We start from the raw sequence: 18853 nt of genomic DNA, 5'->3' as shown, positions 1-18853 counted from the left end.
TTTTGTTAGTCAAAATGACTATGCATTAAATTGTCAATATGACATGATGCATTGTCAAAATGACAGTGAGGTAGCGATGAGTTTTTCCGTTGACGTACTGGCCGGTATTGCCATTGAACTGCAGCGCGGTGTTGGCCATCAGGATCGCTTCCAGCGGCTGATTACCACGCTGCGCCAGGTGCTGGAGTGCGATGCATCGGCGCTGCTGCGCTATGAAGCGCGGCAGTTTATTCCTCTGGCCATTGATGGCCTGGCCAAAGATGTGCTGGGCAGGCGCTTTACGCTGGAGGGCCACCCGCGGTTAGAGGCGATTGCTCGTGCGGGGGACGTCGTGCGTTTCCCGGCGGACAGCTCGCTGCCCGATCCCTACGACGGGCTGATCCCCGGCCAGGAGAGCCTCAAAGTGCACGCCTGCGTTGGTCTGCCGCTATTTGCCGGGCAGAACCTGATTGGTGCGCTGACGCTCGACGGTATGTCACCGGATCAGTTCGACATCTTCAGCGATGAAGAGCTCAGGCTGATTGCTGCGCTGGCGGCCGGTGCGCTGAGTAACGCGCTGCTGATTGAACAGCTCGAAAGCCAGAACATGTTACCGGGTACGCCGGGCGATTTTGAGCAGGTAAAAGAGACGCAGATGATTGGCCTGTCGCCGGGCATGATGCAGCTCAAAAAAGAGATTGAGATTGTTGCTGCCTCTGATCTTAACGTGCTGATCAGCGGTGAGACCGGCACCGGGAAGGAGCTGGTAGCGAAAGCGATTCATGAAGGTTCACCGCGCGCGGTCAGCCCACTGGTGTACCTCAACTGCGCCGCGCTGCCGGAGAGCGTGGCCGAAAGCGAGCTGTTTGGTCATGTTAAAGGCGCGTTTACCGGCGCCATCAGCAACCGCAGCGGCAAGTTTGAAATGGCCGATAACGGCACGCTGTTTTTAGATGAAATTGGCGAGCTGTCGCTGGCGCTACAGGCCAAGCTGCTGCGCGTGTTGCAGTATGGCGATATTCAGCGAGTGGGCGATGACCGAAGCCTGCGGGTTGACGTGCGCGTGCTGGCGGCGACCAACCGCGATCTGCGTGAAGAGGTGCTGGCCGGTCACTTCCGCGCCGACCTGTTCCATCGTTTGAGCGTGTTTCCGCTTTCCGTACCGCCGCTGCGCGAGCGTGGCGACGATGTGCTGCTGCTGGCGGGCTATTTTTGCGAACAGTGCCGATTGCGGCTGGGCCTTTCCCGCGTAGTGTTGAGCGACGGAGCGCGTGCGCATCTGCAAAACTATGGTTGGCCAGGAAACGTACGCGAGCTGGAACATGCGGTACATCGCGCGGTGGTGCTGGCGCGGGCGACCCGCAGCAGCGGTGAAGTGGTGCTGGAGGCGCCGCATTTTGCCTTACAGGAAGGCGCGCATACGTCGGTTGTTGAAACAATGCCGGTTGCGCCAACGGTGCAAAACCTGCGCGATGCGACCGAGCATTTTCAGCGGCAGATGATTCGCCAGGCGCTGTCGGCGCATCAGAATAACTGGGCGGCCAGCGCCAGAGCGCTGGAGACAGACGTCGCCAACCTGCATCGGCTGGCGAAGCGTCTGGGCCTGAAGGATTAAAGGATCCCGGCCTGATAGAAGTTTTGCAGGTTAATCGCGCCGACCAGACGGTGTTCTTCGTCCACCACCGGGGCGGCGCTGATTTTCAGTTTCATCAGCTTTTCTTTGGCGTCGATCGCGCGCGCCTGGTCGTGAATCGTTACGCCGCCTTTGGTCATCGCCTCGTTGACGCTATCGGCCAGTGAACCGCCGCCCACCAGCCAGCGGCGCAGGTCGCCGTCGGTAAACACGCCGTGAACCTGCAAAACATCATCGCACACCGCCACCATCCCCATACCGGTGCGGCTCAGTTCAAGCATGGCGTCCATCACGCTGGCATGCACGTTGACCTGGGGAATATCAGCCTCTTTGCGCATCAGGTGGTGCACGCGATTAAGCAGACGCGCGCCGAGCGCGCCGGCCGGATGCGAGCGGGCAAAATCTTCTTCACTAAAGCCGCGCGCCTGCATAACGGCAATCGCCAGCGCATCGCCCATCATCAGGGTGTTGACGGTGCTGGACGTCGGCGCCAGGTGCATTGGACAGGCTTCGCGTTCGACGGAGATATCCAGCACCGCGTCGGCGGCTAGCGCCAGTGGTGAATTGGCTTTGCCGGTCATCGCCAGCAGCGTAACGGCTTTCTCTTTGAGGCGCGGAATAATGTAGTCGAGTTCTTTGGCGCTGCCGGAGTAGGAGATAAACAGCATGACGTCGCGACTTTCAACCATACCCAGGTCGCCGTGCAGTGCTTCTGCAGGATGGACGAAGAAAGCCGGGGTGCCGGTGCTGGCAAAGGTGGCGGCCAGCTTTTTGCCAATATGGCCGGATTTGCCCATTCCGGAAACGATCAGTTTGCCCTGGCAGCCGAGAATGGCTTTTGCCGCCTGAACAAAGGTATCGTCGAGGCGATCGGGCAGGCGGCTGGCTTCCTGTAGTTCCAGTAACAGGGCCTTACGCCCGGCGTCTAACAAAAAATCACTCATGACTTTCTCCGATAATTAGCGCGTACACGGTCCGTTTTGCGCGGCGATGATAAAACATTCCGGCCGTTGAGATCATCGATTGCATCATGATTGTTCGACGGCGGCGATTTTTTTCCCCGCCGGATGCGAAGGCGCTTCCTTGCAGCGCGGCGGATGCTTTACCATATTTAACTCTTGCTGATATTGTTAAATGGAAGTCCCATGTTGAAGCGTCGCGTTCTGGCTTTACTCCCCCTGTGTGTCCTGCTCGCTGCCTGTAGCAGCAAACCGAAAACGGCTGAATCACCGGCACAAACCTCCGGCGGTTTCCTTCTTGAACCCCAGCATAATGCCATGATGCCGAGCGGCGACTTTGCCAATAATCCGGCGGCGGAGCAGTTCATCGACAAGATGGTGAGCAAGCACGGCTTTGACCGACAGCAGCTGCACGAAATTCTCTCTCAGGCGAAACGTCTGGACTATGTTCTGCGCCTGATGGACCGACAGGCGCCGACCGGTCTGCCGCCGACCGGGCCGAACGGTGCGTGGTTGCGCTATCGCAAACAGTTTATTACCCCGGATAACGTGCAGAACGGCGTGGCGTTCTGGAACCAGTATCAAGGCGCGTTACAGCGCGCGCAGCAGGTGTACGGCGTGCCGCCTGAGATCATCGTCGGTATCATTGGCGTTGAAACCCGCTGGGGCCGTGTAATGGGTAAAACCCGCATTCTTGATGCGCTGGCGACGCTCTCCTTCAACTACCCGCGCCGCGCGGCGTACTTCTCCGGCGAGCTGGAAACCTTCCTGCTGATGGCGCGTGATGAACAAGACGATCCGCTGGATCTGAAAGGCTCGTTCGCTGGTGCGATGGGCTACGGACAGTTTATGCCGTCGTCCTATAAGGAGTTCGCCGTCGACTTCAACGGTGATGGCCATATCAACCTGTGGGACCCTGAAGATGCCATCGGTAGCGTGGCAAACTACTTCAAGCAGCATGGCTGGGTGAGCGGCGATGCGGTGGCCGTACAGGCGATGGGTCAGGCGCCGGGCCTGGACAACGGCTTTAAAACCAAATACAGCGTATCGCAGCTGGCGGCGGCTGGCCTGACGCCGATGCAGCCTTTAGGTAACCACCAGCAGGCCAGCCTGCTGCGGTTGGATATCGGTACTGGCTATCAGTACTGGTACGGCTTACCGAACTTCTACACCATCACGCGCTATAACCACAGCACCCACTACGCTATGGCGGTGTGGCAGCTAGGCCTGGCGGTGTCTCAGGCTCGCGCGCAGTAATCTTTCCTCTCCTGCACCTCTCCGTCCGGAGAGGTGTCAGTTACATCTTGCATCATTTCCAGCCGTTTACATCGTAGCGCTCATTCTATATTGTTATGTTATAACATCAAATTATGAGGCGAAGATTTTGACTCCTGTTTTTATGGCTTCCGCTGGCGCGCGGCTTTGGCTGGCGGGGATGCTTCTGGCTGCGCTGTGGCTGGCGGTATGGTGGGCGGTCGCGCTGCCATGATTGAACTCGATAACCTCGTTGTCGGCTATGAAGGGCGGGCGATTACGCCTGCTCTCAGCGGCATGATTCACAAGGGCAGCATGACGGCCATTGTCGGTCTGAACGGCTGCGGCAAATCTACCCTGTTAAAAACGCTGGCCGGATTTATTCCGCCGGTCAGCGGCGTTATGCGCTGGACTCCGTCGCGGCCAACGATCGGCTGGCTGGCGCAGCGTCACGCGCTGGAGTCGCAGTTCCCGCTGACGGTGATTGATGTCGTCAGCCAGGGAACCTGGCCGCGGATTTCGCTGCTGCGCGGAATTGGCCGCGACGTACGGCGCCGCATCCAGGCCGCGCTGGCGCGGGTTGGGCTGGCGGCCATGGCCACCGCACCGATTGAGTCCCTCTCCGGCGGTCAGTTTCAGCGCATGCTGTTCGCCCGCGTACTGGTGCAACGCGCGCCGCTGGTCATGCTGGACGAGCCATTTACCGGCATTGATGAAGCGACCACGTTTGATTTGATGGGGGTGATTGAGGAAATGCATCAGCAGGGGCAGACCGTGCTGGCGGTGCTGCACGATAACCAGCGGGTGGCTGATTACTTTCCGCAAACGCTGCTGCTGGCGGAAAACAACGCCTGCTGGGGGCATACCCATGATGTATTGCCCGCGTTTGAATCGGTGAGGCGCGCATGATCTGGCATACCTTTTTTCAACCCTTTATTGAGTTTGGCTTTATGCGCCGTGCGCTGGTGGTCTGCCTGGCGCTGTCGTTGAGTACCACCGTGCTCGGCGTTTTTCTGCTGCTAAGGCGCATGAGCTTAATGGGCGATGCGCTGTCGCATGCCATTCTGCCGGGCGTGGCGGTGGGGTATTTGGTGAACGGCATGTCGCTGCTGGCGATGACCGTCGGCGGTTTTATCGCCGGAATAGCGGTGGCGCTGATTGCCGGCTGGGCGAGCCGCCGAACGCCGTTAAAGGAGGACGCCAGTTTTGCCGGGTTCTATCTTGGCTCGCTGGCGCTGGGCGTCACGCTGGTCTCGCTGCGCGGTTCTAACGTCGACCTGCTGCACCTGCTTTTTGGCTCAATACTGGCGGTGGACAGCAACGCGGCCCTGTTTGTGGCGGGCGTTGCCAGCCTGACGCTTATCTGTATCGCGCTGTTTTATCGTGGGCTGGTGAGCGAAGCCTTTGACAGCGCCTGGCTACAGGTCAATGCACGCTGGCTGCCGATTGTGCTTCATGGGCTGTTCCTGGCGCTGCTGGTGCTTAACCTGGTCGCCGGTTTTCAGGTGCTCGGTACGCTGATGGCCGTGGGCGTGATGATGCTGCCTGCCGTGGCTGCACGCTGTTGGGTGCAAACGCTGCCGGGGATTTTACTGCTGGCGGCGCTGATGGGCAGCGTCTGTGCGTGGATGGGATTGAGCCTGTCGTGGGCGGCTAATCTCCCCGCTGGACCGTCGATTGTGCTGACCGCCAGCGGCGTTTTTTTGGTTTCGGTATTTTTTGGCAAGCGTAGTCGGCTGACCGTCAGCTGGCGAAATTGAAGACGATAAGGGGAAAACATGAAGCGTATTGGGGTGATTCTGGCGCTGGCGCTCGGGATAACGGCGCAGGGGGTAATGGCGAAAACGCTGAACGTGGTCAGCAGTTTTTCCGTGCTGGGTGATATGGTGCAGCAAATTGGCGGCGAGCACGTACATGTCGACACGCTGGTTGGTCCGGACGGCGACCCGCATACCTTTGAGCCGTCGCCGAAAGACAGCGCGCTGCTCAGCAAGGCGGATGTGGTGGTGGTGAACGGGCTGGGGCTCGAGGGGTGGATCGACCGGTTAATTAAAGCCTCTGGCTTTAAAGGGGAGCTGGTGGTTGCATCAACCGGCGTGAAGACGCACACGCTGGATGAGGATGGAAAAATAGTGACCGACCCGCATGCCTGGAACAGCGCGGCTAACGGCGCGCTGTATGCGCAAAACATCATGAACGGGTTGATCAAGGCCGACCCCCAGGATAGCGCGGCGTTAAAAGCCTCCGGCGAGCGTTATATCGGGCAACTGAACGAAGTGCATGATTGGGCGAAAAAACAGTTCGACGGCATTCCGCAGGCGAAACGTAAAGTCTTAACCAGCCACGATGCCTTCGGTTATTTCTCCCGCGCCTACGGCGTGACCTTCCTGGCTCCGCAGGGGCTGTCGTCGGAAAGCGAGGCCAGCGCGGCGCAGGTTGCGGCGCTGATTAAGCAGATTCAGGCCGACGGCGTGCACACCTGGTTTATGGAAAACCAGCTCGATCCGCGTCTGGTACAACAGATTGCCACGGCCACGGGGTCGCAGCCGGGTGGCGAACTTTATCCCGAAGCGCTGTCAAAGCCCGGCGGCGTTGCAGACAGCTACGTGAAAATGTTGCGTCATAATGTCCAGTTGATTGCCGCCAGCATGCGCTAAATTTCTCGCCGTTTCGCCCCGACGTCGTCGGGGCGATGCAATTTCGGAATGTCCCTCGTAAAATCGCCACCCCATCCCCATATCTGTGCTGAAAGTGCTATCTTTGATGGCCTCTTTATCCGGCTTAAGCGGAGCGACAATGACAGATTCAGAATTACTGCAGCTGAGCGAGCAGGTCGGCCTGGCGCTGAAAGCGCGCGGCGCGACGATGACCACCGCCGAGTCCTGCACCGGCGGCTGGATTGCCAAAACCATCACCGACGTAGCGGGCAGTTCCGCATGGTTTGAACGCGGTTTTGTCACCTACAGCAATGAGGCTAAATCGCAGATGATCGGCGTGCGGGAAGTGACGCTGGAACAGAACGGTGCGGTTAGCGAGCCCGTGGTCGTCGAAATGGCAATTGGCGCGCTGCGCGCGGCACGAGCAGACTTTGCGGTCTCGGTTAGCGGCATTGCCGGGCCGGACGGCGGCAGCGCGGAAAAACCGGTAGGCACCGTGTGGTTTGGCGTTGCCAGCGCCAGCGGGCAGGGGGTGACCCAGTGTGAATGTTTCTCCGGCGACCGTGAATCAGTGCGCCGACAGGCGACGGCTTTCGCGCTAAAACTCCTCTGGCAACAATTTCTACAAAATACTTGATACTGTATGACCATACAGTATAATTGCCTCAACAGAACAGAATTCACTATCCGGTTTCATCCGGTATGACAGGAGTAATAATGGCTATCGACGAAAACAAACAGAAAGCGTTGGCGGCAGCGCTGGGCCAGATCGAAAAGCAATTCGGTAAAGGCTCCATCATGCGTCTGGGTGAAGACCGTACCATGGATGTGGAAACCATCTCCACCGGTTCGCTGTCACTGGATATCGCGCTGGGCGCAGGCGGCCTGCCAATGGGCCGTATCGTCGAAATCTACGGGCCTGAATCCTCCGGTAAAACGACCCTGACGCTGCAGGTTATCGCCGCAGCGCAGCGTGAAGGTAAAACCTGTGCGTTCATCGATGCTGAACACGCGCTGGACCCGGTTTATGCGCGCAAGCTGGGCGTCGATATCGACAACCTGCTGTGCTCCCAGCCGGATACCGGCGAACAGGCGCTGGAAATCTGTGACGCGCTGGCACGTTCCGGTGCAGTAGACGTTATCGTGGTCGACTCCGTCGCGGCGCTGACGCCGAAAGCGGAAATCGAAGGCGAAATCGGCGACTCTCACATGGGCCTTGCGGCACGTATGATGAGCCAGGCGATGCGTAAGCTGGCGGGTAACCTGAAACAGTCCAACACCCTGCTGATCTTCATCAACCAGATCCGTATGAAAATCGGCGTGATGTTCGGTAACCCGGAAACCACCACCGGTGGTAACGCGCTGAAGTTCTACGCTTCCGTTCGTCTGGACATCCGTCGTATCGGCGCGGTGAAAGAGGGCGACAACGTTGTCGGCAGCGAAACCCGCGTGAAGGTTGTGAAGAACAAAATTGCGGCGCCGTTCAAACAGGCTGAATTCCAGATCCTCTATGGCGAAGGCATCAACTTCTTCGGCGAACTGGTCGATCTCGGCGTGAAAGAGAAGCTGATTGAAAAAGCAGGTGCCTGGTATAGCTACAACGGCGATAAAATCGGTCAGGGCAAAGCGAACGCGATCTCCTGGCTGAAAGAAAACCCGGCTGCGGCGAAAGAAATTGAGAAGAAGGTACGCGAACTGCTGCTCAATAACCAGGACGATAAACCTGACTTCGTTGTTGATAACAACAACGTTGAAGAAACCAACGAAGACTTCTGATAACCTCAGAACGAAGACGAAGGGCTGCTGATGCAGCCCTTTTTGCATTTATCACAATGGCAGAAAAACGATGACCGAAAACTCACCGCGCCGCTCCGCCTATGCCCGTCTGCTGGACCGCGCAATCCGCATTCTGGCGATGCGTGACCACAGTGAGCAGGAGCTGCGGCGCAAGCTGACCGCTCCGGTGATGACCAAAAATGGCCCGGAAGCCGTTGACGCGCCGCCGGAAGATGTTGAAAAGGTGATTGCCTGGTGCTTTGAAAACCGCTATCTGGACGATCTCCGGTTTGTGCGGCAGTTTCTCGCCAGCCGTAGCCGTAAAGGCTATGGCCCGGCGCGCATTCGCCAGGAGCTGGGGCAAAAAGGGATAAACCGTCACGATATCGAACAGGCGATGCGGGAATGCGAGATCGACTGGGGGATGCTTGCGCGCGAACAGGCGCAGCGAAAATACGGCGATCCGTTGCCGACGCTGTTTGCCGAGAAGGTTAAAATCCAGCGTTTTTTGCTCTACCGCGGCTACCTTATGGAAGATATCCAGGAAATATGGCGAAATTTTGCTGATTGACCGCACTCGGGATTTTACTTCCCTTTAAAGAAAACTTATCTTATTCCCACTTTTTCCGTTTGGATGCGGGTTGCTTTTACGGTGGCCCGCGTCTGCGACGAATATTCCTTAAATACACGAAATCATTCAAGCCGCATCAAGGCGGCAAGTGAGTGAATCCCCAGGAGCGTACATAAGTACGTGACTGGGGTGAACGAGCGCAGCCAACGAAGAGGCGGTTTGAAGGATGAAGTGTAGCTTGATTTCAGGATAATTATGAGCAAGAGCACCGCTGAGATCCGTCAGGCGTTTCTCGACTTTTTCCATAGTAAAGGCCATCAGGTAGTTGCCAGCAGCTCCCTTGTGCCGAATAACGACCCCACTCTGTTGTTTACCAACGCCGGGATGAACCAGTTCAAGGACGTGTTCCTCGGTCTCGACAAACGTAATTATTCGCGCGCGACCACCGCGCAGCGTTGCGTGCGTGCGGGCGGTAAACATAATGACCTGGAAAACGTCGGCTACACCGCACGTCACCACACCTTCTTCGAAATGCTGGGTAACTTCAGCTTCGGCGACTACTTCAAACACGATGCTATCCAGTACGCCTGGGAGCTGCTGACCGGTGAAAACTGGTTTGCGCTGCCGAAAGAGCGCCTGTGGGTTACCGTGTATGAGAGCGATGACGAAGCTTACGAAATCTGGGAAAAAGAAGTCGGTATTCCGCGTGAGCGCATTATTCGCATCGGCGACAACAAAGGCGCGCCGTATGCATCCGATAACTTCTGGCAGATGGGTGACACCGGTCCTTGCGGTCCGTGCACCGAGATTTTCTACGACCACGGTGACCACATCTGGGGTGGGCCTCCGGGATCCGCAGAAGAAGACGGCGACCGCTATATCGAAATCTGGAACATCGTCTTCATGCAGTTCAACCGTCAGGCTGACGGCACCATGGAACCGCTGCCGAAGCCGTCCGTGGACACCGGTATGGGTCTGGAGCGTATAACTGCCGTTCTGCAGCACGTGAACTCCAACTACGAAATCGACCTGTTCCGCACCTTGATTGATGCCGTGGCTAAAGTCACTGGCGCAACCGACCTGAGCAACAAGTCGCTGCGCGTCATCGCGGACCACATTCGTTCCTGTGCGTTCCTGATTGCCGATGGCGTGATGCCGTCCAACGAAAGCCGTGGTTATGTGCTGCGTCGTATCATTCGTCGCGCAATCCGCCACGGCAACATGCTGGGCGCGAAAGACACCTTCTTCTACAAGCTGGTTGGCCCGCTGGTGGACGTGATGGGTGCCGCAGGCGAAGAGCTGAAACGCCAGCAGGCGCAGGTTGAACAGGTTCTGAAAACCGAAGAAGAGCAGTTTGCTCGTACGCTGGAGCGCGGCCTGGCCCTGCTCGACGAAGAGCTGGCGAAGCTGACCGGCGATACGCTGGATGGCGAAACCGCTTTCCGCCTGTACGACACCTACGGTTTCCCGGTTGACCTGACGGCAGACGTTTGCCGTGAACGTAATATCAAGGTTGACGAAGCTGGCTTTGAAGCCGCAATGGAAGAACAGCGCCGTCGTGCGCGTGAATCCAGCGGTTTTGGCGCGGATTACAACGCCATGATCCGCGTTGACGGCGCATCTGAGTTTAAAGGCTACGACCATCTGGAATTGAACGGTAAAGTCACCGCCCTGTTCGTTGACGGTAAAGCGGTAGAGTCTATTGCTGCGGGCCAGGAAGCCGTTGTCGTTCTGGACCAGACTCCGTTCTATGCGGAATCCGGCGGCCAGGTTGGCGACAAGGGTGAGCTGAAAGGCGCGGGCTTTAGCTTCGCCGTTAGCGATACCCAGAAATACGGTCAGGCTATTGGCCATCTTGGCAAGCTGGCGACCGGCGCGCTGAAAGTAGGCGATGCCGTGCAGGCTGACGTGGATGACGCACGTCGTGCTCGCATCCGTCTGAACCACTCCGCTACGCACCTGATGCACGCGGCGCTGCGTCAGGTTCTGGGCACGCATGTGGCGCAGAAAGGCTCGTTGGTTAACGATAAAGTGCTGCGTTTCGACTTCTCCCACTTTGAAGCCATGAAGCCGGAAGAGATCCGCGCGGTTGAAGATCTGGTCAATGCCCAGATTCGTCGCAACCTGCCGATCGAAACCAACATCATGGATCTGGATGCGGCGAAAGCGAAGGGCGCAATGGCGCTGTTTGGTGAGAAATATGACGACCACGTGCGTGTATTGAGCATGGGCGACTTCTCTACCGAACTGTGTGGCGGTACCCACGCTTCTCGTACCGGTGATATCGGTCTGTTCCGCATTGTGTCGGAATCTGGCACAGCGGCAGGCGTGCGTCGTATTGAAGCCGTTACCGGTGAGGGTGCAATAGCCTCTCTGCATGCTGAAAGCGATCGCTTAAACGACATTGCTCAGCTGCTGAAAGGTGATAGCCACAACCTGACGGAGAAAGTACGTACCGTTATCGAACGTACCCGCCAGCTGGAAAAAGAGCTGCAGCAGCTGAAAGAGCAGGCCGCAGCCCAGGAAAGTGCGAATCTTTCCAGCAAAGCTGAGACGATTAACGGCGTTAATCTGCTGGTGAGCGAACTTGCCGGCGTTGAGCCGAAAATGCTGCGTACCATGGTCGACGATCTGAAGAACCAGCTGGGTTCGGCGGTTATCGTGCTGGCGACGGTTGCAGAAGGTAAGGTTTCTCTGATTGCGGGCGTGTCTAAGGACGTGACTGACCGTGTGAAAGCAGGGGAACTGATTGGTATGGTCGCTCAGCAGGTGGGCGGCAAAGGGGGCGGTCGTCCGGATATGGCGCAAGCTGGCGGTACCGACGCTGCGGCTCTCCCGGCTGCACTGGCCAGCGTGAAGGGCTGGGTAAGCGCTAAACTGTAATAACAATAAACGCATGCAGACGCCTAACGTTATCTGTTCAGGCGTCTTGCATATGCGGTACTGATAACGATAAAGTCAGGTTGAAGTCATGTAAATCGGCTAGACTTACATTTAACAGAATGTGATGCCGTGACTGCTTACACATAAGGTGTTTGTCATCGCTGACCTTTTGGCGTTATATGATGGAGAATGCCGGGATACAGAGAGACCCGACTCATTTAATCTTTCAAGGAGCAAAGAATGCTGATTCTGACTCGTCGAGTTGGTGAGACCCTCATGATCGGAGATGAGGTCACTGTGACAGTTTTAGGAGTGAAGGGTAACCAGGTGCGCATCGGCGTAAATGCCCCGAAAGAAGTCTCTGTCCACCGTGAAGAGATCTACCAGCGTATCCAGGCTGAAAAATCCCAGCAGTCCAGTTACTAAGTTCTCGCGTCTCACCCAGCGGGTGAGACGCAACTCCCGCCGTTTTTCCCGTTTTATCTTCTGCGTCAGCCCTTTTTTCTTCTGTTCTCTCCCTTAGCGCCATTTTTTCGTATTGCCGTTTTGCGGCCGTAATCGCGTTTTATCTGTTGATAAAACGCCCGTTCTGCTTTTTTTAACGCCTGATTGTCTGTGAAATGTGCAAACGAAAAAAATCTGCGGAAAATTGTTTGACTTATAAGTCCCAGAAAGTAATATGTGCGCCACACAGCGACGATGAGCAGAAACAAGTTCTTCGAAGCACTCGCAAGAGGTGTTGTTGGTGAGGTGGCCGAGAGGCTGAAGGCGCTCCCCTGCTAAGGGAGTATGCGGTCAAAAGCTGCATCCGGGGTTCGAATCCCCGCCTCACCGCCATTTGCATCCGTAGCTCAGCTGGATAGAGTACTCGGCTACGAACCGAGCGGTCGGAGGTTCGAATCCTCCCGGATGCACCATCTTCTCTGAGATAACGCATTAGCGTTGTAACAGAAAACAGATAGCGCTTTAGCAGCGGTATCGAATCTGCAGTAAAGTAAGTTTCCCGATGCATCCGTAGCTCAGCTGGATAGAGTACTCGGCTACGAACCGAGCGGTCGGAGGTTCGAATCCTCCCGGATGCACCATATTCTCCGGAATAGCAGCAACGCTGTTGTTTCAAGGTCTGCGAGATGATCGCTAGCACCAGGGAGAATAGCGTTGCTTTAGCAACGACCCGTAGGGCGAGGCGCAGCCGAGTAATCCTCCCGGATGCACCATCTCTTACTTGATGTCGCTTTCTTAGCGGTATCAATATCGGCAGTAAAGCAAGTTTCCCGATGCATCCGTAGCTCAGCTGGATAGAGTACTCGGCTACGAACCGAGCGGTCGGAGGTTCGAATCCTCCCGGATGCACCATCTCTTGTTTTCTCCAATCTGGTTTTACTGATGCATCCGTAGCTCAGCTGGATAGAGTACTCGGCTACGAACCGAGCGGTCGGAGGTTCGAATCCTCCCGGATGCACCATCTTCTCCGTAGTTCCCTCTCTGTTTTTTTTCATCGTAAAATCTTCTTCACGCTTTTCCCATTGGCAACCCATTCTTTCCTCTATAATTTATCCTTGTATACGCCTTTATCCTGGTGACATGACTGCAAGGAGAGAAATCCATGAAATGGTTCAAGGCAACGTCAGCGTTTTGCGCTGCGCTTTTGGTGGCTATCTCGTTGTCCGGCTGTGCTGGCTCGTCAACGAAAGAAAGCACCGGTGGCTATATTGACGATACGGTGATCACCACAAAGGTTAAAACGGCGCTGTTCAGCGATAAAAACATCAAATCGAGTGAGATCAACGTGCAGACCTTTAAAGGTCGCGTACAGCTAAGCGGCTTTGTGTCATCCTCTGCGGATGCCAAACGTGCGGTCGAAGTTACCCGACGGGTTCAGGGCGTACGAGTAGTTGAAAACGATATGCAAATTAAATAATCCGCAGCGAGCGGTAGCGATAAGGCGCCGGAGAGCGCCTTTGTTGTTCCTGCGGCTAACAGCGACAACCATCCCTATTTACGATAAAGTAACGTCACATTATCCGACGGGTGAGAAGACGATGTACGAACGCTATGCTGGATTGATTTTTGATATGGACGGCACCATTCTGGATACAGAGCCCACGCATCGTAAGGCCTGGCGTGAGGTTTTGGGTCGTTATGGAATGCGTTTTGACGAACAGGCGATGGTCGCGCTTAACGGTTCGCCGACATGGCGGATTGCGCAGGCGATTATTGACAGTCATCAGGCCGATCTGGATCCCCATCTTCTCGCTCGCGAAAAAACCGATGCGGTGAAATCCATGCTGCTCGATTCTGTGACGCCGCTGCCGCTTATTGAAGTCGTGAAAGCGTGGCACGGCCGTCGGCCTATGGCCGTTGGTACCGGCAGCGAAAGCGCGGTGGCCGAGGCGCTGCTCGCGCACCTCGGGCTGCGTCACTATTTCGATGCCGTTGTCGCCGCCGATCACGTTAAGCTGCATAAGCCCGCACCGGACACGTTCTTACTGTGCGCGGAGCGGATGGGCGTGGCGCCGGAACGCTGCATCGTGTTTGAAGACGCCGATTTTGGCCTTCAGGCTGCTGCCGCTGCGGGGATGGACGCCGTCGACGTACGCCTGCTGTGAATGAACTTCTGGCGCTGGGATCGCTGCTGGCAAGCAGCTTCCTCAGCGCGACGCTGCTGCCGGGGAACTCTGAAGCCGTGCTGGTCGGGCTGCTGCTTGCGGGCGCGAGTAAGCCATGGCTTCTGGTAGTAATAGCAACAATGGGTAATAGCCTTGGCGGGGCTACTAACGTTATTCTTGGTCGTTTTTTTCCATTACGCAAAACATCGCGTTGGCAGGAAAAAGCAGTGGGATGGCTGCGCCGCTACGGCGCGGCTACGTTGCTGCTGAGCTGGATGCCCGTTATCGGTGATTTGCTGTGCCTGCTCGCAGGCTGGATGCGCATATCCTGGGGACCGGTACTCTTTTTTTTATGCCTGGGTAAGGCGCTGCGCTATATCGCAGTGGCGGCGCTGACGCTGCAAGGCATGACGTGGTGGCACTAATTGGATGGCTTGTGGAGCAGTCCTCATCTCCACGATGACAATTATGCTTAATAACATGAATTCGACAGGCGGGAGGTCAATTTGATCCCGGACGTATCACAGGCGCTGACCTGGCTGGAAAAACACCCTCAGGCTCTTGAAGGGATCCAGCGCGGTCTTGAGCGCGAAACCCTACGCGTTAATGCAGACGGTTCTCTGGCAACAACCGGTCATCCGGAGGCGCTGGGCGCCACGCTGACCCACAAATGGATCACTACCGACTTCGCTGAAGCGCTGCTGGAGTTTATTACTCCGGTCGACGGCGATATCAATCACATGCTGACGTTCCTGCGCGACGTGCATCGTCATACTGCACGCCAGCTGGGCGACGAGCGCATGTGGCCGTTGAGCATGCCGTGCTACATCGCACCGGGTCAGGATATTGAGCTGGCACAGTACGGTACGTCTAACATCGGCCGTCTGAAAACGCTGTACCGTGAAGGGCTGAAAAACCGCTACGGCGCGCTGATGCAGACCATCTCCGGGGTACACTACAATTTCTCGCTACCGATGGCATTCTGGCAGGCGAAATGCGGCGTACACGATAAAGAGGCCATTTCCGCCGGCTATTTCCGTCTGATTCGTAACTACTACCGTTTTGGCTGGGTGATTCCGTACCTGTTCGGGGCGTCTCCGGCAATCTGTTCCTCTTTCCTGCAGGGCAAGCCGACGACGCTGCCGTTTGAGAAAACCGACTGCGGCATGTACTACCTGCCGTATGCAACCTCGCTGCGTCTGAGCGATCTTGGCTATACCAATAAATCGCAAAGCAATCTCGGAATTACGTTTAACGAATTGCACGAGTATGTGGCAGGATTGAAGCGCGCGATTAAAACACCGTCTGAAGAATATGCGCGTATTGGTCTGGAGAAAGACGGCAAGCATCTGCAAATCAACAGCAACATTTTGCAGATTGAAAACGAACTGTATGCACCGATTCGCCCAAAACGCGTGACCCGCGATGGCGAAACCCCATCCGATGCGCTGCTGCGCGGCGGTATCGAATATATCGAAGTACGCTCGCTGGACATCAACCCGTTCTCACCGATTGGCGTGGACGAGCAGCAGATTCGCTTCCTCGACCTGTTTATGGTCTGGTGCGTGCTGGCCGATGCGCCGGAGATGAGCAGCGATGAGCTGCTGTGCACTCGCACTAACTGGAATCGCGTGATTCTGGAAGGGCGTAAGCCGGGGCTGACGCTGGGGATTGGCTGTGAAACGGCGCAGTTCCCGCTGACCAAAGTGGGTAAAGATTTGTTCCACGATCTGAAACGCGTAGCCCAGACTATGGACGGTATGAATGGCGGGACGGCGTATCAGAAAGTATGCGATGAACTGGTGGCCTGCTTTGATAATCCGGATTTAACCTTCTCGGCGCGCATTCTGCGTTCTATGCTTGATCAGGGCATTGGGGGGACCGGTAAGGCTCTGGCGGAACAGTACCGCACGATGCTGCGTGAAGAGCCGCTGGAGATTCTCAGCGAAGAGGATTTTGCCAACGAGCGGGATGCTTCAAGAGCGCGTCAGCGTCAGATTGAAGCTGCGGATAACGAATCGTTTGAAGCGCTGCTGGCAAGACACGCCTGATACAAAAGAAAAAGGCCACATCACTGTGGCCAAAATATACATCTCTGAATCAGGGATGATGATAACAAATGCGCGTCTTTCATATACTAAGACTGGCATGGGAACAAAGAGTTCAGTTTATTTTAAAAAAAATCACATTAACCTGAAGCAGAACGCGGCGTATTACAGAAAATTGATTCTATTCAAATGGTTATGTTGATAATCGGATAGAAAAAATTGCACGCCCGGGAGCATGAAGGTGATATCGGAGGTTACGAAATGCCGTTGTTAGATAGCTTCACAGTCGATCATACCCGTATGGAAGCCCCAGCCGTTCGCGTTGCGAAGAAAATGAACACGCCGCACGGCGATGCGATCACCGTTTTTGATCTGCGTTTTTGTGTGCCGAACAAAGAAGTGATGCCGGAAAGAGGGATCCATACCCTGGAGCACCTGTTTGCGGGCTTTATGCGCGATCATCTGAACGGTAACGGCGTTGAGATTATCGACATTTCTCCGATGGGCTGCCGTACCGGTTTCTACATGAGCCTGATCGGTACGCCGGACGAGCAGCGCGTTGCGGATGCCTGGAAAGCGGCGATGGCTGACGTGCTGAAGGTGAAGGATCAAAACCAGATCCCAGAGCTGAACGTGTATCAGTGCGGTACCTACGAAATGCACTCCCTGAGCGAAGCGCAGGACATTGCTCGTCATATTATCGAACGCGACGTTCGTATCAACAGCAATGATGAACTGGCGCTGCCGAAAGAAAAACTGCAGGAACTGCACATCTAGTTTCTGTTGGTATCGATAATATCGAGCCCCTGCGCGAGCGCAGGGGCTTTTTTATGCGCGAAAGTATATTCATAAATAAAATAATAAAAATAGAATATATTTATTTTATGTATTTATCTGAGGAGAAAGACGCACGCAGAAAAATAAAATCTCTCTTTAATAGGGGAGTTAAGATAATTATCGATCACATAAAATGAAAAACATAATCAGTTAGCCGAAAAACATAATAGATCCTGTCCCTGAATGCGTAAAAAATAGCGCCTATTGAAACCGGTTGCATTCGCTAAAAATACAGGAGTTTATATGTCTTCAGGGGATAGGATCTCTATCAAGGAAAAAATTGGCTATAGCCTGGGAGATGCCGCCAGTCATATCGTGTTTGACTCATCGGTTGCTATTCTGGCTTATTTCTACACCGATATTTATGGCCTGCCGCCGGCGGTGATGGGCACCATGTTCTTGCTGGTGCGCCTGCTGGATGCGATAACCGATCCCATCATGGGGGCGATTGCCGATGCCACTTCGACGCGCTGGGGCCGCTTCCGCCCGTGGCTGCTGGCTATCTGCATCCCGTTTGCGGTTAGCTGCGTACTGGTTTACTCCATTCCGTCATTCTCCGACACCGGGAAGGTGGTTTATGCGGTGGCGGCGTATATCTTTATGACGCTGATGTACACCGCCATTAATATCCCTTACTGCTCGTTGGGCGCAGCGATTACTGCCGATCCGCGTGAAAACCTGTCGCTGCAGTCGTGGCGCTTTGCGATAACGCCTATCGGCGGCGCGCTAGGGACTGCGCTGATTCTACCGCTGGCGGATTTCCTCTATCCGGGTGACCGCGCTACCGGTATTCAGGTGTCGATGGCGCTGTTCGGGGTGATAGGCTGCCTGATGTTCATCGTCTGTTTCTTTACAACCAAAGAGCGCGTGCAGCCGGTGAAAGAGGAGAACCTGAACATCGTGCGCGACGTGAAGATTCTGTTCAAAAACGATCAGTGGCTGATTCTGTCGGTCTACAACTTCATGATGCTGGTGGCCGTGGTGCTGCGCGGCGGCGCGGTGGTGTACTACATTAATACGGTGCTGAATAAAGGCTCGGATATCATCACGCTGTTTATGCTGGGCGGTATGTTCGCATCAATGGCTGGCTCCGTTCTTGCTAAACCCTTTGGCACCCGCTTCTGCAAGGTAAAACTGTCTTTCTGGATCAACCTGCTGATTGCGGTATTCGGCGTACTATGCTTCTTTATGCCGCCGGAGTTATGGATTGTCGTGCTGTTAATTCATTTGATTATTATGCTGATTCAGGGCGGAAACGGCGCGCTGCAGTGGTCAATGATTACTGATGCAAATAATTATGGTGAATGGAAAACGCAGCGACGAATTACAGGTATGAATGTGGCAGCCAATATATTTGTGATTAAGCTGGGCGTCGCCGTTGGCGGAGCGGTATTAGGTTGGGTACTGGCTTATTTCCATTATGAATCTAACGTTGCCGTACAGTCGGCGTCGGCGGCGCAAGGTGTGATGCTGCTATTTACGCTGGTACCGGCTCTCTTTTATGTCCTCACGGCATTTTCCATTAAATTCTATGGGCTCAATGAAAGCCGAATGAATCATATTGTGGACGACCTTAAACAAGGGGCATTCGCGAACTCATCGCATTAATCTTCCGTCGCCTGACGCGACAGGGCAAAAAAAAGCCAG

Annotated in this window: 17 protein-coding genes and 5 tRNA genes; 21 read left to right on the top strand and 1 reads right to left on the bottom strand. The window is 55.4% G+C overall.

The features are described from left to right. Positions 1-76 precede the first annotated feature (76 nt). Positions 77-1594, top strand: a complete 1518-nt coding sequence (norR, locus tag H7R58_RS17635) for a nitric oxide reductase transcriptional regulator NorR (RefSeq protein WP_182930140.1) — start codon at positions 77-79, stop codon at positions 1592-1594. Here norR and gutQ read toward each other — a convergent pair. Beyond that, positions 1591-2556 (bottom strand): arabinose-5-phosphate isomerase GutQ, encoded by a 966-nt coding sequence (gene gutQ, locus H7R58_RS17630; protein WP_106928293.1) that lies wholly within the window; start codon positions 2554-2556, stop codon positions 1591-1593. The genes norR and gutQ overlap by 4 nt on opposite strands. A gap of 201 nt (positions 2557-2757) precedes the next feature. Between gutQ and mltB the strand changes: the two genes are divergently transcribed. From mltB to H7R58_RS17530, 20 genes are all read left to right on the top strand, one after another. Further along, positions 2758-3828, top strand: coding sequence for a lytic murein transglycosylase B (gene mltB, locus H7R58_RS17625; RefSeq protein WP_106928295.1), 1071 nt, complete (start codon positions 2758-2760; stop codon positions 3826-3828). A gap of 207 nt (positions 3829-4035) precedes the next feature. Further along, positions 4036-4734, top strand: coding sequence for a metal ABC transporter ATP-binding protein (locus H7R58_RS17620; RefSeq protein ID WP_413774301.1), 699 nt, complete (start codon positions 4036-4038; stop codon positions 4732-4734). Further along, positions 4731-5585 (top strand): metal ABC transporter permease, encoded by an 855-nt coding sequence (locus tag H7R58_RS17615; protein WP_182930142.1) that lies wholly within the window; start codon positions 4731-4733, stop codon positions 5583-5585. The genes H7R58_RS17620 and H7R58_RS17615 overlap by 4 nt, the downstream gene beginning before the upstream one ends. 18 nt (positions 5586-5603) lie before the next feature. Next, entirely contained in the window at positions 5604-6482 is an 879-nt protein-coding gene (locus tag H7R58_RS17610) for a metal ABC transporter substrate-binding protein (protein WP_182930143.1), read from the top strand. A gap of 139 nt (positions 6483-6621) precedes the next feature. Then, a complete protein-coding gene (gene pncC, locus H7R58_RS17605; protein ID WP_106928303.1) occupies positions 6622-7119 on the top strand; it encodes a nicotinamide-nucleotide amidase in 498 nt (165 codons plus the stop codon). Between the two features lie 80 nt (positions 7120-7199). Beyond that, positions 7200-8258 carry a recombinase RecA gene (recA, locus tag H7R58_RS17600; protein ID WP_182930144.1) on the top strand — a complete coding sequence of 353 codons (1059 nt, stop codon included), beginning with the start codon at positions 7200-7202 and terminating at the stop codon, positions 8256-8258. Positions 8259-8328: 70 nt separating this feature from the next. Then, a complete protein-coding gene (recX, locus tag H7R58_RS17595) occupies positions 8329-8829 on the top strand; it encodes a recombination regulator RecX (RefSeq protein ID WP_106928307.1) in 501 nt (166 codons plus the stop codon). Between the two features lie 255 nt (positions 8830-9084). Continuing rightward, entirely contained in the window at positions 9085-11712 is a 2628-nt protein-coding gene (gene alaS / locus H7R58_RS17590; RefSeq protein WP_106928309.1) for an alanine--tRNA ligase, read from the top strand. A 240-nt stretch (positions 11713-11952) separates the two neighbouring features. Further along, the gene (gene csrA / locus H7R58_RS17585; protein ID WP_000906486.1) at positions 11953-12138 is read left to right on the top strand and encodes a carbon storage regulator CsrA; all 186 of its coding nucleotides are present in this window, start codon (positions 11953-11955) and stop codon (positions 12136-12138) included. A gap of 318 nt (positions 12139-12456) precedes the next feature. Beyond that, a tRNA-Ser gene (locus H7R58_RS17580) sits at positions 12457-12549 on the top strand. Between the two features lie 3 nt (positions 12550-12552). Then, positions 12553-12629, top strand: a tRNA-Arg gene (locus H7R58_RS17575). Positions 12630-12720: 91 nt separating this feature from the next. Then, a tRNA-Arg gene (locus tag H7R58_RS17570) sits at positions 12721-12797 on the top strand. A 194-nt stretch (positions 12798-12991) separates the two neighbouring features. Further along, positions 12992-13068, top strand: a tRNA-Arg gene (locus H7R58_RS17565). 32 nt (positions 13069-13100) lie between these two features. Beyond that, positions 13101-13177: transfer RNA gene (locus H7R58_RS17560), tRNA-Arg, on the top strand. 141 nt (positions 13178-13318) lie between these two features. After that, positions 13319-13633, top strand: coding sequence for a BON domain-containing protein (locus tag H7R58_RS17555; RefSeq protein WP_106928311.1), 315 nt, complete (start codon positions 13319-13321; stop codon positions 13631-13633). A 121-nt stretch (positions 13634-13754) separates the two neighbouring features. Then, on the top strand, positions 13755-14321 hold the full coding sequence (gene yqaB / locus H7R58_RS17550; protein WP_106928313.1) for a fructose-1-phosphate/6-phosphogluconate phosphatase: 567 nt from the start codon (positions 13755-13757) through the stop codon (positions 14319-14321). After that, positions 14318-14746: a YqaA family protein gene (locus tag H7R58_RS17545; RefSeq protein ID WP_106928315.1), complete on the top strand. Its 429-nt coding sequence runs from the start codon at positions 14318-14320 to the stop codon at positions 14744-14746. The genes yqaB and H7R58_RS17545 overlap by 4 nt, the downstream gene beginning before the upstream one ends. A gap of 81 nt (positions 14747-14827) precedes the next feature. After that, a complete protein-coding gene (gene gshA, locus H7R58_RS17540) occupies positions 14828-16372 on the top strand; it encodes a glutamate--cysteine ligase (RefSeq protein ID WP_106928317.1) in 1545 nt (514 codons plus the stop codon). 258 nt (positions 16373-16630) lie between these two features. Next, positions 16631-17146 (top strand): S-ribosylhomocysteine lyase, encoded by a 516-nt coding sequence (gene luxS / locus H7R58_RS17535; protein ID WP_106928319.1) that lies wholly within the window; start codon positions 16631-16633, stop codon positions 17144-17146. A gap of 303 nt (positions 17147-17449) precedes the next feature. Next, entirely contained in the window at positions 17450-18814 is a 1365-nt protein-coding gene (locus H7R58_RS17530) for a glycoside-pentoside-hexuronide (GPH):cation symporter (protein WP_182930145.1), read from the top strand. Positions 18815-18853 lie beyond the last annotated feature (39 nt).

This window comes from Klebsiella sp. WP4-W18-ESBL-05, assembly GCF_014169075.1.
Lineage (GTDB): Bacteria > Pseudomonadota > Gammaproteobacteria > Enterobacterales > Enterobacteriaceae > Kluyvera > Kluyvera ascorbata_B.
This window is presented reverse-complemented; position numbering and strand designations above follow the sequence as displayed.

Bases quoted from the DNA above. Each gene is read 5' to 3' on its own strand.
- norR (WP_182930140.1), top strand. From the start codon at position 77: ATGAGTTTTTCCGTTGACGTACTGGCCGGTATTGCCATTGAACTGCAG.
- gutQ (WP_106928293.1), bottom strand. From the start codon at position 2,556: ATGAGTGATTTTTTGTTAGACGCCGGGCGTAAGGCCCTGTTACTGGAA.
- mltB (WP_106928295.1), top strand. From the start codon at position 2,758: ATGTTGAAGCGTCGCGTTCTGGCTTTACTCCCCCTGTGTGTCCTGCTC.
- H7R58_RS17620 (WP_413774301.1), top strand. From the start codon at position 4,036: ATGGTGGGCGGTCGCGCTGCCATGATTGAACTCGATAACCTCGTTGTC.
- H7R58_RS17615 (WP_182930142.1), top strand. From the start codon at position 4,731: ATGATCTGGCATACCTTTTTTCAACCCTTTATTGAGTTTGGCTTTATG.
- H7R58_RS17610 (WP_182930143.1), top strand. From the start codon at position 5,604: ATGAAGCGTATTGGGGTGATTCTGGCGCTGGCGCTCGGGATAACGGCG.
- pncC (WP_106928303.1), top strand. From the start codon at position 6,622: ATGACAGATTCAGAATTACTGCAGCTGAGCGAGCAGGTCGGCCTGGCG.
- recA (WP_182930144.1), top strand. From the start codon at position 7,200: ATGGCTATCGACGAAAACAAACAGAAAGCGTTGGCGGCAGCGCTGGGC.
- recX (WP_106928307.1), top strand. From the start codon at position 8,329: ATGACCGAAAACTCACCGCGCCGCTCCGCCTATGCCCGTCTGCTGGAC.
- alaS (WP_106928309.1), top strand. From the start codon at position 9,085: ATGAGCAAGAGCACCGCTGAGATCCGTCAGGCGTTTCTCGACTTTTTC.
- csrA (WP_000906486.1), top strand. From the start codon at position 11,953: ATGCTGATTCTGACTCGTCGAGTTGGTGAGACCCTCATGATCGGAGAT.
- H7R58_RS17555 (WP_106928311.1), top strand. From the start codon at position 13,319: ATGAAATGGTTCAAGGCAACGTCAGCGTTTTGCGCTGCGCTTTTGGTG.
- yqaB (WP_106928313.1), top strand. From the start codon at position 13,755: ATGTACGAACGCTATGCTGGATTGATTTTTGATATGGACGGCACCATT.
- luxS (WP_106928319.1), top strand. From the start codon at position 16,631: ATGCCGTTGTTAGATAGCTTCACAGTCGATCATACCCGTATGGAAGCC.
- H7R58_RS17530 (WP_182930145.1), top strand. From the start codon at position 17,450: ATGTCTTCAGGGGATAGGATCTCTATCAAGGAAAAAATTGGCTATAGC.